Origin of the sequence: Desulfotomaculum copahuensis, assembly GCF_001655685.1 — a bacterium.
Taxonomy (GTDB): Bacteria; Bacillota; Desulfotomaculia; order Desulfotomaculales; family Desulfovirgulaceae; genus Desulfotomaculum_G; species Desulfotomaculum_G copahuensis.
Genome location: NZ_LYVF01000189.1, coordinates 1 through 15,810, shown reverse-complemented (window position 1 = coordinate 15,810; position 15,810 = coordinate 1). Strand labels below are relative to the sequence as shown.

Genomic DNA, 15,810 nt, shown 5'->3' with positions numbered 1-15,810 from the left:
GAAGACTTTTCGCATCTGGCTTCGCTGTTTAGTTTTCAAGGACCGTTTGCCGCCCTTTTCCGCGGCACATTTTTGATTGTATCACTTTTTGCCGCCCTGTGTCAACTGCCATTTTCTGGCCGCCGCGCACCGGCGACTCTTATAATCTAGCACATCCGGACAAGCAGATCAACAGGTATTTTCTGTCTATCCCACCCGGCGGTGCAATATAATATACCATAATCAACTGCAGTTGTCAATCCGGAAAACCGGTATTTCCGGCATGGATTGCAAACCGTTGTATTTGGAATATACCGCGGTCATGCCGCCGGTACCGGTGCTTAATCTTCGTTGCTGTTTACCCGCGCCACCGCCACCAACTGATCACCTTCGTCCAGGCGCATCAGTGTCACACCCTGGGCGTTTCTTCCGACGGTGGAAATTTCAGCGGCCTTCATGCGGATCATGATTCCTTCCGCTGAAATCATCATGATCTCATCTTCCGGGCCGATCACTTGCAACGCCACCACCGGACCATTGCGCGGCGTTTTTTTGATATTGATGATCCCGCGGCCGCCCCTGGACTGCAACCGGTATTCCTCGGCCGGCGTCTGCTTGCCGTAACCGTTGGCGGTTACCGCCAGCACGCTGGATCCGGGGGAAGCCAGGTCCATGGAGACCACCACGTCATCACCGGTCAGCGCTATCCCTTTAACCCCGCGGGAAGCCCGTCCGTAAGCATTTACATCCTGCTCCGGAAATCTAATCGCCAATCCTTTTTTTGTACCGAGGAAGATTTCTTCCCTGCCGCCGGTCAGCTTTACCTCCACCAGTTCATCATTTTCATCCAGCTTGATGGCAATGATGCCGTCCCGGCGTGAGGTGTCAAACTGCTTCAGTTCGGTTTTTTTGACAATGCCTCGTCTGGTGGCCATGAATAAATACTGTCCTTCAACAAACTCGCGCACCGGTATGACAGCAGTGATTTTTTCATCCTGGCCGATGTACAGGAGGTTGATCACCGGGGTGCCCCTGGCCTGCCGGCTGGCTTCGGGAATTTCATGCACTTTCAAACGGTACACCTTGCCCAGGTTGGTAAAAAAGAGGAAATAATGATGTGTGCCGGTTATAAACAGGTGCCGCACAAAGTCTTTTTCCTTGGTGCCCATGGCCGCCACACCGCGCCCGCCGCGCCGCTGGGCGTGGTAGGTGTTCAGCGGCAACCGTTTGATGTATCCCTGGTTGGTGACGGTAATCACCACCTCTTCCTCGGCAATCAAGTCTTCATCATCAAATTCCGTTTTTTCAGTGCTGATTATTGTGCGCCGCGGATCGGCAAATTTATGCTTTATTTCCGTCAGCTCCGCTTTTATAATGCCGAGCACTTTTTTTTCATCAGCCAGCACACCCCGCAGATAAGCGATTCTTTCCTGCAACTCCCTGTATTCCGCTTCCAGTTTGTCCCGTTCCAGTCCGGTCAGCTTTTGCAGGCGCATTTCCAGGATCGCTTCGGACTGTTTTTGGGACAGGGCGAACTTTTGCATCAGAGCGTCCCGGGCATTTTCCACCGTACGGGAGGAGCGGATGGTGTTGATTACCTCATCAATATGATCCAGGGCGATGCGCAGGCCCTCAACGATATGCGCCCTGGCCTCGGCACGCTCCAGATCAAAACGGGTGCGCCTGGTGACCACATCTTTTTGATGCTCCAAATAATGCTCCAGCATCTGGTGCAAATTGAGCACCTGCGGACGGCCGTGCACCAGGGCCAGCATAATCACGCCGAATGTGTCCTGCATCTGGGTGTGTTTGTACAGATGGTTGAGCACGATATGCGGTTTGGCGTCCCGGCGCAACTCAACAACCACCCGCATGCCCCGGCGGTCGGATTCGTCACGCAGGTCGGTGATACCGTCGATTTTCTTTTCCTTGACCAGATCGGCTATTTTTTCGATCAGACGCGCCTTGTTGACCATGAAGGGCAGTTCGTGAATGATGATCGCGCTTTTGCCGCCGCTGATTTTTTCAATGCCGGCCTGGGCGCGCACCTGAATACTGCCCCGCCCGGTCCGGTAGGCGGCGCGGATACCGTCCCGGCCCATGATTTTGCCGCCGGTGGGGAAATCCGGACCTTTGACCACCCGCATCAAATCATCCGGTGCCGCTTCCGGTTGATCAATAAGCATAATCACGCCGTCAATCACTTCCCCCAGGTTGTGGGGCGGAATATTGGTGGCCATGCCGACAGCAATGCCGGCGGAACCGTTGATTAAAAGATTGGGAATGCGCGCCGGCAGCACCACCGGCTCTTTTGTGCTTTCATCGTAGTTGGGTTTGAAATCAACTGTATTTTTTTCGAGATCCGCCATCATTTCCGCCGTAATGCGGGACATGCGCGCTTCAGTATAACGCATGGCCGCCGGTGAGTCGCCGTCCACCGAGCCAAAATTGCCGTGACCGTCCACCAGCGGGTAGCGGGAGGAAAAATCCTGGGCCATGCGCACCAGGGCGTCATAAATGGCCATATCACCGTGAGGGTGGAATTTGGCCATCACCTCGCCCACAATGTGCGCGCTTTTGCGGTGCGGCTTGTCCGGCGTCATGCCCAACTGGTGCATGGCGTACAAAATACGCCGGTGCACGGGTTTCAGGCCGTCACGCACATCGGGCAGCGCCCGTCCCACAATCACACTCATGGCATAGTCCAGGTAGGAGTGCTTCATCTCTTCATTGAGATTAATCGGGATCACTTTGCCTATTGACAACGGTATTCACCTCAAACAGCTTGTTCTCGCCTAAACATCCAGGTTGCGCACCGCCAGGGCGTTTTCCCGGATAAAGTCGCGCCGCGGTTCCACCCGGTCGCCCATGAGCATGGTAAAGATAGCATCCGCTTCAATGGCGTCTTCCAAATCAACTTTCAAGATAGTCCTTTTATCCGGGTTCATGGTGGTTTCCCAGAGTTGCTCCGGGTTCATTTCACCCAAACCTTTGTAACGCTGAATGGATAAATTATCATGGCCGGTTTGTTTGATTAAACCTTCCAGCTCAAGGTCGCTATATAAATACCGGTCCAGCTTTCCCTTGCGCACCCGGTAAAGCGGCGGCTGGGTGATATAGACATAACCGGCTTCGATCAGGGGGCGCATGTAACGGTAAAAGAAGGTGAGCAGGAGCGTTCTGATATGGGCGCCGTCCACATCGGCATCACTCATCAGCATGATCCGGTGATACCTGGCCCGGGACAGGTCAAACTCCTCCCCGATTCCCGTGCCCAGAGCCGTGATCAGGGCGCGGATTTCCTCGTTGGCCAGGATCTTGTCCATGCGTGCCTTCTCCACATTCAAGATTTTCCCGCGCAAGGGTAAAATAGCCTGAAAACGGCGGTCACGGCCCTGTTTGGCCGAACCGCCGGCCGAATCGCCCTCCACCAGGTATAATTCGGTCTGCGCGGGATCCCGTTCGGAGCAGTCGGCCAGTTTGCCGGGCAGGGAGGAGCTTTCCAGCGCGCTCTTGCGCCTGGTCAACTCCCGTGCCTTGCGCGCCGCCTCCCGCGCCCGGGCTGCGGTAAGGGATTTTTCCAGCACGCGCCTGGCCACCGGCGGGTTTTCCTCCAAAAATGTGGCCAACCCGTCCGCCACCACGGAATCCGTTATGCCGCGCACCTCGCTGTTGCCCAGCTTGGTTTTGGTTTGTCCTTCAAACTGCGGCTCGGGAACCTTGACACTTAACACGGCGGTCAAGCCTTCCCGGATATCTTCTCCCGACAGTGCCGGTGTGCCATTTTTTAACAGGTTATATTTCCGCCCGTAATCATTGATCACGCGGGTCAGCGCGGACTTGAAGCCGGCCTCGTGCGTACCGCCGTCAATGGTATGGATGTTATTGACGTAGGAAAAAAGGTTTTCCACATAACCGTCGGTATACTGCAAAGCAGCCTCAATCTGGATATTTTCCCGCTGCCCGGAAAAATAAATCGGCTTGTTATGCAGAACACCCTTGTTTTTATTCAAATATTTGATAAAGTCCTTGATGCCGCCGCTGTGTTGAAAGCCGGCTTCCTGCCCGGTGCGCCCGTCGCGCAGGGTAATCTTGATGCCCTGATTGAGGAAGGAGAGCTCCCGCAGGCGCAGAACCAGGGTTTCATAATTAAAGGTGATTTCCTCGAATATCTCCCCGTCCGGTTTGAACGTTATCTTAGTACCGGTCGAACCGGTACGGCCGGTTTCCTCCAGAGGAGTTACCGCCTTGCCCCGTTCATAACGCTGCCGGTAAACACGGCCGTCGCGCCGCACTTCAACCTCCAACCATTGGGAGAGGGCGTTGACCACGGAAACCCCCACCCCGTGCAGGCCGCCGGATACTTTGTATACACCCCCGCCGAATTTGCCGCCGGCATGCAGCATCGTAAGCACCGTTTCCAGCGCCGGCAGGCCGGTTTTAGGGTGAATGTCCACCGGGATGCCGCGCCCGTTGTCGGTAACGGTTACACTTTCATCCCCGTTTATAACCACTTCAATACGATCGCAATACCCGGCCATGGCTTCATCAATGCTGTTGTCCACGACTTCATATACCAGGTGGTGCAGCCCGCGTGCGCTGGTGCTGCCGATATACATGCCCGGGCGCCGGCGCACCGCCTCCAGCCCTTCCAATACCTGAATTTCTTGTGCCCCGTATTGCTGTCCGGTATCTTGATTCAGCAAGGCCGCAACCTCCGTTCATTCAATCAAAGAATGCAAAAAGCATTTTCCCCGGCATTCCATATTACCATATTAAGGTTACAAAAGCAACCTCGCCTGGTTGACCTAATTGTCATCCGAAAGTACGGCTGCCCTTTTTTTAAGCGTATTGCAGGAAATAGGCGAAATATAAACTTCCCGGGAGGTGATGACAAATGATTTTTCCTTCCCCTTTTCAGCTATAACCTGCAAAAAACCCTCATCCCTGGCTATCTCAATAAATTCGGCGGTTACCGGAGATACCTGTGCGCGAATGTCAAGAATGGCAATCACATCTTTTTTGAACACAACCAGGTCGTCACCCAGATGGAGAAACAATTTTACTCCCCCTCCCATATTTGACCGTCACGGATATAAACAACACCGGATGATTTATTATGCACCTCTTCACTGGTGGTAATAAACGACTGTGTCAAACCGGACAGGCGGGAAAAAAGCTGTTCCCGGCGCATACGGTCCAGTTCCGACAGCACGTCGTCAAGCAGGACCACCGGATATTCTTTAAAATCAAGGCGACATAACTCGATCTGGGCCAGCTTTAAAGAAAGTATGATGCTCCTTTGCTGGCCCTGGGAACCGTATTGACGGACATCAAAACCGTCCAGGCTGAACAATAAATCATCCCGGTGCGGTCCCCGGCCGGTTTGGCCGCGAACCAGATCTTCATTCAGGTGCTCCTCCAGCTGACCGGACATCAAACGGCTAATATCCCCGCTCTCCCGTAAACCGGACAGGGGAAATGAGCTGCGGTAGGAAATGACCAGTTTTTCTCCCCGGCCGGCTATCTGGTTGTATATATCCCTGGCCAGGGGGGTGAACCGGGACAGCAGGGACAGTCTGGCCGCCATGATCATGCCGCCGTAATGACAAACTTGTTCGTTCCAAACACTCAAGCCGGCCGGACGGCTGCGTTTTTCCCTGATTTTGCGCAACAGGTCGTTGCGTTGGGCCAGAGCGTGCTGATAGCGGCGCCAGTTAAACAAATAGCCGGGGTGGAATATCCCCAGTTCCTGGTCCAGCCAGCGCCTTCTCTCCTGCGGATTTCCTTTGATAATGGATAAATGATCGGGATTGAACACCACCGGGGGCGGTATTTCCGGTATCTGCCCCGGCGCCGCCCGGTTGCCGTTGACGGTAAACGTTTTTTTCGCGCCGGTGGTGAGCGACAAGGCCGTGTCCATTTTTCCCGTGGTCAGGGTAAGTTTTAATTCCACCCGGACGGACTGGCTTCCCTCCCGGATCAGTTCCCTTTCCCGGTTGGTCCGGAATGAACGCCCCGTCAAACCAAAAAAAATTCCCTCCAGGAGGTTGGTCTTGCCGGCGGCATTCGCTCCGGCAATAATGCAGCCGCCCGGCCGGGGCTGCCAGGAGATAAATTGATAGTTGCGAAAATTGTTCAGTTGCACACCGGTTACATACACCGGTTTCAATCCCCCCGGCCGGCACTGACCACTTCAAACTGCCGTCCCCCGGTTTCAATCAGATCGCCGTTTTGCAGCGTATAACCGCGTCTGGTTTCTACACGGCCGTTGACCCTGACCGCACCGGACTGGATGAGCAATTTGCCATGTCCACCGGTGGCGGCGACCCCGGCCCATTTTAAAAACTGCCCCAGGCGGATTCCCCCGGGAATATTTATTTTCCGGTACAATCAATCATTCACTCCTCGCCGGCTTCGGCTGCGCCGGTAACAGCAGGGACAGGTATTGAGTGTTTTCCGGACAACGGATTACCGCCGCGCTTAACGGACCGGTCATGTTGATGAGCACTTCATTCGAATTGATTGCGCGCAGGGCGTCGCAAAGATAGCGGCTGTTAAACGATATTTGCAGCGGTTCGCCTTCCACCTGCAAGTCCATTTCTTCCCTGATCCAGCCGGCTTCCGTATGTACGGAAAGAACACAGGCATCTTTTTCCAGGTTGAAGTGCACCACCGGCATTCCTTCAGTGATCAGCAGTGACGCCCGCTCAGTGGCTTCAAGCAATTCCCTGGTCACCGCTTTGATCCGGGTGCTGAATTCCCTGGGAATCACCTGTTGATAAGGCGGAAATTTCCCGGCGATTACCCGTGAAGAAATTTGCATAACGGAAGTAACAAAAAAAACATGGCTTTGAGATACATAAACAGTTACGTCTTCCTCTTCGCTGTTTCCTGTTATTTTTAACATCTCGGTAAAAGTTTTACCAGGGACAATGATACTTATAATTTCGTCCGCCTGGACGGGCAGCCGGCACCAGGCCAGACGGTGAGTATCGGTGGCCACCAGGGTGAGCGCGCCGTCCCGGATCTCCAACAGCGCACCTGTAAAAACAGGGCGGGTTTCATCTGTTGAAGCGGCGAAAATTACCTGGCGGATGACTTCCTTTAATTTTCCCTGGGAAATCAAAAGCGCCGGGGCTTCCGGCAATTCCGGCAATTCCGGGTATTGATCCGCCGGAAAGCCGTGAATGTTCGATTGTGATTGTCCGTAGCTGATTGTGGCGGCGCTTCCCGCAGTTAACGTTTCGATCAGGATTGGCACGTCGGGCAGGCGCCTGGCCAATTCTGTAATATAGCGCGCCGGCAGTACGATGTTGCCCGGTTCATGCACCGTTACCGGAACAGTGCACTCGATGGTTAGATCAAGATCCGTGGCGGACACGGTCAGCTGATCGGCCCCGGTTTTAAAAAGAATGCCGGAAAGGGTTGGCACCGGGTTGCGTGGTGATACGGCTTTCTGCACAATCTGCAGGGCATAGACAAGCGTGCTTTTGGTGGCCGAAAATTTCAATGCCGCACCCTCCTGTTTGATTAATATTTTGATCAAATTATAGTAGTAATAGTAGTAGGGACGTCTTGATTGTGGATAACCGCCTGCAGCCTTGATGCGCCTGCTTTCGGGCTGGGGATTGGTTGTGCGTTAATCACGCTTCTTTTATGTTTTTAATTAATTCATTAATGGTCTGTTTTATAATGGGATCATTTTCCATTTCTGTTTTAATTTTGTCACAGGCATGCAGCACCGTGGTGTGATCTTTGCCGCCAAAGGCCTCCCCGATTTGGGGCAGTGAGAGGTCTGTTATTTCCCTGGTCAGGTACATGGCGATTTGCCGTGGAAAAGCAACATTGCGGGTCCGTCTTTTGCTTTGAATTTCTTCCGGATGAATTCCGTAGTATTCGGCCACTTTTTTTTGAATATCGGGCGGGGTTATCTTTCGTGGCGGATCTTTCGGAAACATGTCTTTTAATATGTTCGCCGCCAGTTCGTTTGTCACCGGTATTTTATAAAGTGAGGCATAGGCGGCCAGGCGGATCAGCGCCCCTTCCAGCTCACGGATGTTGGACTGAATTCTTTGGGCAATATAGGCCAGTGTTTCGTCCGGGATGTTTATTTTGTCGTAAATTGCTTTTTTACGTAAAATAGCAATTCTTGTTTCCAGGTCCGGTGGCTGTATGTCAGTAATCAATCCCCATTCAAACCGGGAGCGCAGCCTGTCTTCCAGTGTGGGTATCTCTTTGGGCGGGCGATCGCTGGAAATAATGATCTGCTTGCTTGCTTCGTATAGGGTGTTGAATGTATGGAAAAACTCTTCCTGGGTTCCTTCTTTGCCTTGCAGAAACTGAATGTCGTCAATGAGCAATATATCCATGTTGCGGTATTTATTCCGGAAGTGTTCCTGTTTTTTGTCCCGGATGGCATTAATCATGTCATTGGTAAATTTTTCGGAAGTCACATAAGCCACCGTGGTTTGACTGTTGTTAGTCAATATGTGGTGGCTGATAGCATGCATCAGATGTGTTTTACCCAGGCCGACGCCCCCGTAAATAAAAAGCGGATTATAGGTTTGCGCCGGTGATTCCGCTACGGCCAGCGAGGCGGCGTGGGCGAACCGGTTGCTGTTGCCGACGACAAAAGTGTCAAAGGTGTATTTGGGGTTCAAAATGGCCGTTTCCGGTTCTTTTTCCCTTACCGGCAAGGTGTGACGGATACGGCTCAAGAGGGAGTCATTGATTTCTTCGGACGAAATAAAATTGATTTCTATATTCTCACAGGTGATTTCGTAGATGGTTTCTTTGAGCAGGGCGGCGTATTTGTTGGAAAGCCATTCCCGGTGAAAGTAGTTCGTCACTTCAATGAACAATGTATTGCGATGGAATCCCAACGGGTGCAGGGAGCTGATCCACGTTTCATAAGATTTGTCATCCAGTACTGGTTTGATTTTACTTAAGACGTTTTTCCATATCTGGTTGACTTCCCTAATTGCATCGTTGCGTGGCATATCCCGGTTACCTCCCGTTTTGTGGGCGTACACGGGCATGCCAAAAAGCCCCCTTGAGTTTGGGGCTTTTGGCAGGCCCGGCTCTAAAGTTGTAAACAAACTTAATCACAACGTTATCCACAGGTTGTGCATAAAAAGTTGTTTTGTTTCAGGGTGTTTCAATGATACCAAATTTCTGACCGGTTATCAACAGTCTTTTTACAGCCCTGTGGAAAATTGTGTATAACCGGTACAGTTGTAATTCACAGGTTTTCTTCTTGACGCAGACGGCATGTTTACTATATAATAAAGTGTAATGTGTCTATTATTTTCCAGTCCCCGCTGACGGCGGATCTCAGGGAGGGTGAGAATAGTTGAAACGTACTTATCAGCCGAAGGCCCGCAAACATAAAAAAATGCATGGGTTTTTGAAACGCATGGCCAGCAAGGCGGGCAGAAATGTCATTAAAAGGAGAAGATTGAAAGGAAGAAAAAGATTGACTGCCTAAGGCCGCTACCAGCAGTGGCCTTTTCCTAATTTAGCTTGCTTTTGTTTAATTACGGGACCGGTGGTTGGTGAGAGGATGTCCGGGATAACCACAATAAAATCAAATCGCGATTTTAAGAATGTTTACCGGCACGGCATCTCTTTCGCCAACCGTTCGCTTGTTTTATATCTGTTACCCAACCGGAATACGGGGACGCGTTTTGGTTTTTCAATCAGTAAAAAGTTGGGAAAGGCCGTGGTACGCAATTGTATCCGGCGCCGTTTGAAAGAAATTTGCCGCTTGAACCGCCAATGGTTTCCAGCGGGTTATGATTTGGTCATTATTGCGCGTCATGGCGCTGTAGATAAAGATTATCACTATTTATCAAAACATTTGTACGGCCTGGCTGAAAAGGCCAGGCGCAAAATCAACGGCGGGAGATGATTTTATGCGCCGTTTGGTGTTGGCGGTATTGATTTTTTATCAGAAATATTTGTCGCCATTAAAACCTCCCAGTTGCCGGTTTTATCCCACTTGTTCGGATTACGCGGTACAGGCCGTGAGACGGTATGGCGCGGGCAGGGGGTTGTTGCTGGCGGTCTGGCGCCTGTTGCGCTGTCAACCTTTTTGTCGCGGTGGTTATGATCCGGTAAAATAAGGAGGAGATCGTTTGGCTGTTTTTCAGGCGCTGGTTGATGGCATGACCTCGCTGATGAACTGGTTGTACCAGTTTACGGTACAAATTCATCTGCCCAATTACGGGTTGGCTATTATCCTGTTGACCATCTTGATTAAAATGGTGCTTTACCCTTTGACCTTCAAACAGATGCGTTCCATGGTCGCCATGCAGCAATTGGCGCCAAAAATAAAGGAGATTCAGGAGCGTTATAAAAATAAGGATCCGCAAAAAATGCAACAGAAAATAATGGAATTGTACCGGGAGCACAATGTCAACCCGATGGCCGGTTGTTTGCCTTTGGTGATTCAGATGCCCATATTGATTGCTTTATACCGTGCATTGCTGCATTTTAACTACTCCAACCCGGTGCATGCGCAGTTTTTTTGGATCAACAATTTAAGTCAGGTCGGGGATCCTTTCTATATTCTGCCGGTGCTGGCTGGTGCCACCACGTTTTTACAGAGCCGGATGACGACCAATGTTTCCGATCCGACCCAGCGGATGATGCTGATTATCATGCCGGTATTTATCGCCTGGATTAGCGCTACGGTACCGGCCGGACTGGCTCTGTACTGGGTGATTTTTAATGCGGTGGGCATCGTGCAGCAGTATTTTGTCAATAGACATACCCGCGGTTTGAAGGAGGCGCTGATGGAAGGTGGAGGAAGTCGAAAGGACGGCTAAGAGTGTTGACGAGGCCGTTAATCTGGCTCTGGCCGATTTGGGCGTGGCGAAGGAAGAAGTTGACGTGACGGTCCTGGAGGAGCCGTCCAAGGGACTGTTCGGTATACTGGGCGGCAAACCGGCGCGTGTCAAAGTGGCGATCAAAGACACAGCGGCCAGAAGAGCAGGCAATTTTTTAAAATCGCTTTTTCAGGCCATGGATATTCCGGTTGAATTGCAGATTGAAGAGAAGGATCGTTTGCTCAATATCAATATCAACGGTCAGGATGTGGGCGTGCTGATCGGCCGCCGGGGTGAAACGCTTGATTCGCTGCAGTATTTGTTGAATTTGTTTGTCAATAAAAATCAGGTGCAACGGTGCCGGGTGCTGCTGGATGTGGAAGGCTACCGCAGGCGGCGGGAAGAAACCCTGGAGCGACTGGCCTGGAAACTGGCGGACAAGGCCAGGCAGCGGGGGCGGAATGTGGTGCTGGAGCCGATGAGTGCCCAGGAAAGAAGAATTATTCATACGGCTTTGCAAAACCGGGATGATATTTATACTTTCAGTGAAGGCGAGGAACCCTACCGGAAAATAGTGATTTCACCTAAAAAACACGGGTAGACATTCTGACCCGGCCGGCGGTTTGCCTGCCGGGTTTTTTAAACCAGGCAATGGGAAGGTTTGTTTATGTGGGATGATACAATCGCCGCCATCGCCACACCCCTGGGTGAGGGGGGCATCGGTATTGTGCGTGTCAGCGGTCCGGAGGCCATGGGTATTGCCGGCAGGCTGTTTCAAAGCGCCAGCGGCGCAAACTGGCGGATGAAGGGCAGTCACCGTCTTTTCCGGGGGCGGGTGGTGGATCCGGCAAACGGGCGGCTTGTTGACGAGATTCTTCTGGGTGTTATGCGTGCGCCCCATACATATACCCGGGAAGATGTGGTGGAATTCAACTGCCATGGCGGTATTGTGGCAGTGCGGCGGGTTTTGGAACTGGCTCTGTCCGCCGGCGCGCGTCTGGCCGCTCCGGGTGAGTTCACCCGGCGGGCTTTTTTGAACGGACGGATTGATCTGGCTCAGGCGGAAGCGGTGATTGACCTGATTCGCGCCCGGACGGACACCGGTCTGGAAGTGGCCGCCGGACAGTTGACCGGACGGCTTTCCCGGCGCGTACGTCAGTTGCAGGATGAATTGCTCGGTTTGGTGGCCCGCGTGGAGGCATCCATTGATTTTCCCGAGGAAGATGCAGGTTTCAACAGTGCTGATGATTTGGAGTGCGGGCTTGCAGATTTGATTGATGCGGTGGCGCGGTTAATCCGGCAGGCGGAAACCGGCCGGGTATACCGGGAGGGAATCAGCACGGTCATTGCGGGCCGGCCCAATGTCGGCAAATCTTCCCTGCTCAATGCCCTGCTGGATGAAAACAGGGCCATTGTCACGGACATTCCCGGTACGACCAGGGATGTGATAGAAGAAGTATTGAATGTGCGCGGTATTCCCTTACGGCTGGCTGATACCGCCGGACTGCGCGAAACCGCGGATAAGGTGGAGAAAGCCGGTGTGGAACGGGCACGGGAACTGCTTCAGCAGGCGGAACTGGTGCTGTTGGTGATTGATGCCGGTGCGGGGTTGACTGACGCGGACCGGGAACTGATTAAGCTGGCCGGTCATAAAAAAGGTTTGATTCTGATTAACAAGTCCGATTTGGGCGGTGCCGCGGTTATTACGGAACAGCTGCGGGAAATGGATTCAAAACCGGTATTGAGTGTTTCGGCTCGCTTTGGCACCGGCCTGGAGCAGTTGCTGGATGCCATCGGGAACTTGGTGCTGTCCGGTGCCGTCGCTCCGGCCGGTGATTTGCTGGTCAGCAATGTGCGCCATCAGGATGCTTTAAAACGCTGTCTCAATCATTTAAAGGCGGCCCGCCTGTCTCTGGCCGGCCATATGCCGGTTGATCTGGCGGCGATTGATCTGCGCGAAGCATGGGAGGCGCTGGGGGAAATCACGGGCACGGCGGTCAGCGAGGATATTATAGACCGTATTTTCAGTGATTTTTGTATCGGCAAATGAGCGCTGTCATTGTTTGCATCAGGCGGGGTGATTATTTTGGAATATCTGGCCGGTAAATATGATGTGATTGTGGTCGGCGCCGGACACGCCGGCTGTGAGGCCGCCCTGGCAGCCGCCCGGATGGGTTGCCGTACGCTGGTGCTCACTCTGAATCTGGGCAATGTGGCTTTGATGCCCTGCAATCCGGCCATGGGCGGTCCGGCCAAGGGTCAGTTGGTGCGCGAGGTGGATGCCCTGGGCGGGGAAATCGGTCTTGTTACCGACCGGGCCGCCATTCAGATGCGGCTTTTAAACACGGCCAAGGGTCCGGCGGTACAGGCGCTGCGTGCCCAGGCCGATAAAACGCGTTATCATCTGTTGATGAAAAAGGTTTTGGAAAACCAACCCGGCCTGGACGTCAAGCAGGTGCTGGTGGAACGCCTGCTGGTCGGGCAGGGCCGGGTGCGGGGTGTGGTGGGCAATACCGGTGCCACGTTTCTGGCGCCGGTGGTGATTTTGACCACCGGTACTTATTTGAGCGGACGGATTATCATTGGTGATCTGGCTTATACCGGCGGACCGCAGGGGCAGTTCGCCGCCCTCGGGTTGTCGGACAGCCTGCGGGAAGCCGGTCTGGAACTGGGCCGTTTTAAAACCGGCACGCCGGCCCGGGTGGACAGGCGCAGCATTGACTTCAGTGTGATGTCGGAGCAGCCGGGTGATCGGGAATTACATAATTTTTCTTATTTTTCCCCTGTCCGGGAGCGTGTGCAGTTTCCCTGCTGGCTTACCTATACTACGGAAAAGACGCACCAGGTGATCAGGGAAAACCTGCACCGTTCACCGCTGTTCAGCGGTTTCATCCAGGGCCGGGGACCGCGCTACTGCCCTTCGATTGAAGATAAGGTGGTGCGTTTTGCCGATCGCCCCTGCCACCAGGTATTTATTGAACCGGAAGGGCTGGAGACCAACGAGATGTATGTGCAGGGTATGAGCACCAGCCTGCCCGAGGATGTGCAACTGGCCATGTTGAGAACATTGCCCGGTATGGAGAAAGTGGAATTGATGCGCCCCGGTTATGCGATCGAATATGATTACCTGGTTCCGTCCCAGTTGAAATTATCGCTGGAATGTAAAACGATTCGCGGTTTGTTCAGTGCCGGGCAGATCAACGGCACTTCCGGCTATGAGGAAGCCGCGGCGCAGGGGATTATTGCCGGTATCAACGCCGCCCGTTTTATTCGCGACCGGGAGCCTCTAATTTTATCCCGTGCCGATGCTTACATCGGGGTGATGATTGATGATCTGGTCACCAAAGGGATTCAGGAGCCTTACCGGTTGCTGACTTCGCGTGCCGAATACAGGCTGCTTTTGCGTCAGGACAATGCTGATATGCGCCTGTCGGATACCGGTTACCGGGTGGGTTTGCTTGGTCCGGAGCGTTACCGTGCTTTTGAAAAAAAACGTGAGGCCGTCCGTGAGGAGTTGTCCCGCCTGGAAAGAGTGGTTGTACCGGTATCCGGGGAGGTTAATCGCCTGCTGGCGCAGGCCGGCAGCAAACCGCTTACGCAGGCCGCTTCTCTGGCCGCTCTTTTACGCCGCCCGGAAATTTCCTACCAGTTAATCCGCGCCCTGCCGGTGGAACAGGTGGATTTGACCGCCGAGGTGCAGGATGAGGTGGTTATCGAAACCAAGTATGCGGGTTATATTAAAAAACAGTTAGCCCAGGTGGATAAATTTAAAAAATTGGAAGATAAAAAGATTCCGGATGACCTGGATTACAGCGCCATCCGCGGCCTGGCTGCGGAAGCCCGGCAGCGCCTGCTGGAGGTCCGGCCGCGTTCTGTGGGGCAGGCCGGCCGAATTTCCGGCGTCAACCCGGCTGATATCGCGGTGTTGCTGGTTTACCTGGCGGGTGTGAAGCGCGCGGACAAGCCTCCGGGCGCGAGTAATGCGGGAGCGGTTGACCGTGATGCCACATGATTAGAGACCTGTTGGAAAAGTATGCCACCGGGCCGGGCGTAAATATCGACACGTCCCGGCTGGGATTGTTTGAGCAATATTATGCCTTGCTCCGGGAGTGGAACGAACGGGTTAATTTAACCGCCCTGATTGAGGAACGGGATGTGGCCGTCAAACATTTTATTGATTCATTGACGCTGCTCAAGGAAGTCAATCCCGGCCGGGGCGCCCGGGTGGTTGACGTGGGTACGGGCGCCGGATTTCCAGGCATACCATTAAAGATTGCACGGCCCGACCTGCATTTGACGCTGGTGGAGTCGGTGCGGAAAAAAACGGAGTTTTTAACATGCGTGATCAACAGTCTTTTTCTTTCCGACGTGACAGTGATCTGCGCCCGGGCCGAAGACGCGGCCCGGCGGCGGGAATTGCGTTCATCTTTTGATTTTGCGTTTTCACGTGCGGTGGCTTCGCTGCCGGTGCTGCTGGAATATTGTCTGCCCCTGCTTAAAAACGGCGGCTTGTTTGTGGCCATGAAGGGTCCGGCGGTTGTTGAAGAGACGAAATCCGCCGGCAATGCCCTGCAGCTTTTGGGCGGGCTGCTGGAAAGAATTGTTCAATTCAAGCTGCCTTTTTCTGATGAAGATAGAAGCCTGGTGCTGGTAAAAAAAATAATGCCCACACCGGACAAATTTCCCCGGCGCGCCGGTCTTCCCGCCAGACGGCCTTTATAGGCGGTAATATTTTTTTAAAAAGCGGAAACAATAAGGGCCAGGAGGTGATTAAATGGCTGCCAATTGTCAGCAGATCAAGTGTAATGTTACCGAATGCCATTTTAACAAAAATGTGCTTTGTGATGCTCCGATGATTCAGGTGGACCGTAATGGAGTCGGCAGGGCTTCTCAATCACCGCAAACCAAATGTGAAACTTTCAAGCCACGCTCATAGTAGAATGCAAAGAGGAGGCTGTATGTGCAGCCTCCTCTTTTTATGTTCGCCCGGCATGTCTGC

At 53.1% G+C, this 15,810-nt stretch carries 16 protein-coding genes; 9 read left to right on the top strand and 7 right to left on the bottom strand.

Annotated features, from left to right (window positions below; genetic code table 11):
* Positions 1 to 320: 320 nt before the first annotated feature.
* The 7 genes from gyrA to dnaA form a co-directional block, all read right to left on the bottom strand.
* Positions 321 to 2,750 (bottom strand): DNA gyrase subunit A, encoded by a 2,430-nt coding sequence (gene gyrA, locus A6M21_RS15395; RefSeq protein ID WP_078060771.1) that lies wholly within the window; start codon positions 2,748 to 2,750, stop codon positions 321 to 323.
* A 24-nt stretch (positions 2,751 to 2,774) separates the two neighbouring features.
* Positions 2,775 to 4,685 (bottom strand): DNA topoisomerase (ATP-hydrolyzing) subunit B, encoded by a 1,911-nt coding sequence (gyrB, locus tag A6M21_RS15390; protein WP_427854635.1) that lies wholly within the window; start codon positions 4,683 to 4,685, stop codon positions 2,775 to 2,777.
* A 102-nt stretch (positions 4,686 to 4,787) separates the two neighbouring features.
* Positions 4,788 to 5,039 carry an extracellular matrix regulator RemB gene (gene remB / locus A6M21_RS15385; RefSeq protein WP_066670689.1) on the bottom strand — a complete coding sequence of 84 codons (252 nt, stop codon included), beginning with the start codon at positions 5,037 to 5,039 and terminating at the stop codon, positions 4,788 to 4,790.
* A gap of 2 nt (positions 5,040 to 5,041) precedes the next feature.
* Positions 5,042 to 6,142: a DNA replication/repair protein RecF gene (gene recF / locus A6M21_RS15380; RefSeq protein ID WP_161486093.1), complete on the bottom strand. Its 1,101-nt coding sequence runs from the start codon at positions 6,140 to 6,142 to the stop codon at positions 5,042 to 5,044.
* 5 nt (positions 6,143 to 6,147) lie between these two features.
* Positions 6,148 to 6,372 (bottom strand): RNA-binding S4 domain-containing protein, encoded by a 225-nt coding sequence (locus tag A6M21_RS15375; RefSeq protein ID WP_066670683.1) that lies wholly within the window; start codon positions 6,370 to 6,372, stop codon positions 6,148 to 6,150.
* A 4-nt stretch (positions 6,373 to 6,376) separates the two neighbouring features.
* Complete coding sequence (dnaN, locus tag A6M21_RS15370) at positions 6,377 to 7,492, bottom strand: DNA polymerase III subunit beta (protein WP_066670681.1); 1,116 nt, start codon at positions 7,490 to 7,492, stop codon at positions 6,377 to 6,379.
* 133 nt (positions 7,493 to 7,625) lie between these two features.
* Positions 7,626 to 8,981, bottom strand: a complete 1,356-nt coding sequence (dnaA, locus tag A6M21_RS15365; protein WP_066670697.1) for a chromosomal replication initiator protein DnaA — start codon at positions 8,979 to 8,981, stop codon at positions 7,626 to 7,628.
* Positions 8,982 to 9,334: 353 nt separating this feature from the next.
* On the opposite strand from dnaA, the gene rpmH reads away from it, so the two are divergent.
* The 9 genes from rpmH (at position 9,335) to A6M21_RS18060 (ending at position 15,747) form a co-directional block, all read left to right on the top strand.
* Positions 9,335 to 9,469, top strand: a complete 135-nt coding sequence (rpmH, locus tag A6M21_RS15360) for a 50S ribosomal protein L34 (protein WP_066670678.1) — start codon at positions 9,335 to 9,337, stop codon at positions 9,467 to 9,469.
* A 75-nt stretch (positions 9,470 to 9,544) separates the two neighbouring features.
* Positions 9,545 to 9,892: a ribonuclease P protein component gene (gene rnpA, locus A6M21_RS15355; protein ID WP_066670675.1), complete on the top strand. Its 348-nt coding sequence runs from the start codon at positions 9,545 to 9,547 to the stop codon at positions 9,890 to 9,892.
* A gap of 4 nt (positions 9,893 to 9,896) precedes the next feature.
* Positions 9,897 to 10,106, top strand: a complete 210-nt coding sequence (gene yidD, locus A6M21_RS15350) for a membrane protein insertion efficiency factor YidD (protein ID WP_066670672.1) — start codon at positions 9,897 to 9,899, stop codon at positions 10,104 to 10,106.
* A gap of 42 nt (positions 10,107 to 10,148) precedes the next feature.
* Positions 10,149 to 10,811, top strand: coding sequence for a YidC/Oxa1 family membrane protein insertase (locus tag A6M21_RS15345; RefSeq protein WP_066670694.1), 663 nt, complete (start codon positions 10,149 to 10,151; stop codon positions 10,809 to 10,811).
* Entirely contained in the window at positions 10,786 to 11,412 is a 627-nt protein-coding gene (jag, locus tag A6M21_RS15340) for an RNA-binding cell elongation regulator Jag/EloR (protein ID WP_066670669.1), read from the top strand. Before A6M21_RS15345 ends, jag begins: the two co-directional genes overlap by 26 nt.
* Positions 11,413 to 11,478: 66 nt before the next feature.
* Positions 11,479 to 12,861, top strand: coding sequence for a tRNA uridine-5-carboxymethylaminomethyl(34) synthesis GTPase MnmE (mnmE, locus tag A6M21_RS15335; protein ID WP_066670666.1), 1,383 nt, complete (start codon positions 11,479 to 11,481; stop codon positions 12,859 to 12,861).
* A 36-nt stretch (positions 12,862 to 12,897) separates the two neighbouring features.
* Positions 12,898 to 14,823, top strand: coding sequence for a tRNA uridine-5-carboxymethylaminomethyl(34) synthesis enzyme MnmG (gene mnmG, locus A6M21_RS15330; RefSeq protein ID WP_066670691.1), 1,926 nt, complete (start codon positions 12,898 to 12,900; stop codon positions 14,821 to 14,823).
* A complete protein-coding gene (rsmG, locus tag A6M21_RS15325; protein ID WP_066670664.1) occupies positions 14,820 to 15,533 on the top strand; it encodes a 16S rRNA (guanine(527)-N(7))-methyltransferase RsmG in 714 nt (237 codons plus the stop codon). Before mnmG ends, rsmG begins: the two co-directional genes overlap by 4 nt.
* 52 nt (positions 15,534 to 15,585) lie before the next feature.
* The gene (locus A6M21_RS18060; RefSeq protein ID WP_078060769.1) at positions 15,586 to 15,747 is read left to right on the top strand and encodes a DUF1540 domain-containing protein; all 162 of its coding nucleotides are present in this window, start codon (positions 15,586 to 15,588) and stop codon (positions 15,745 to 15,747) included.
* The last annotated feature ends 63 nt before the right edge of the window (positions 15,748 to 15,810 follow it).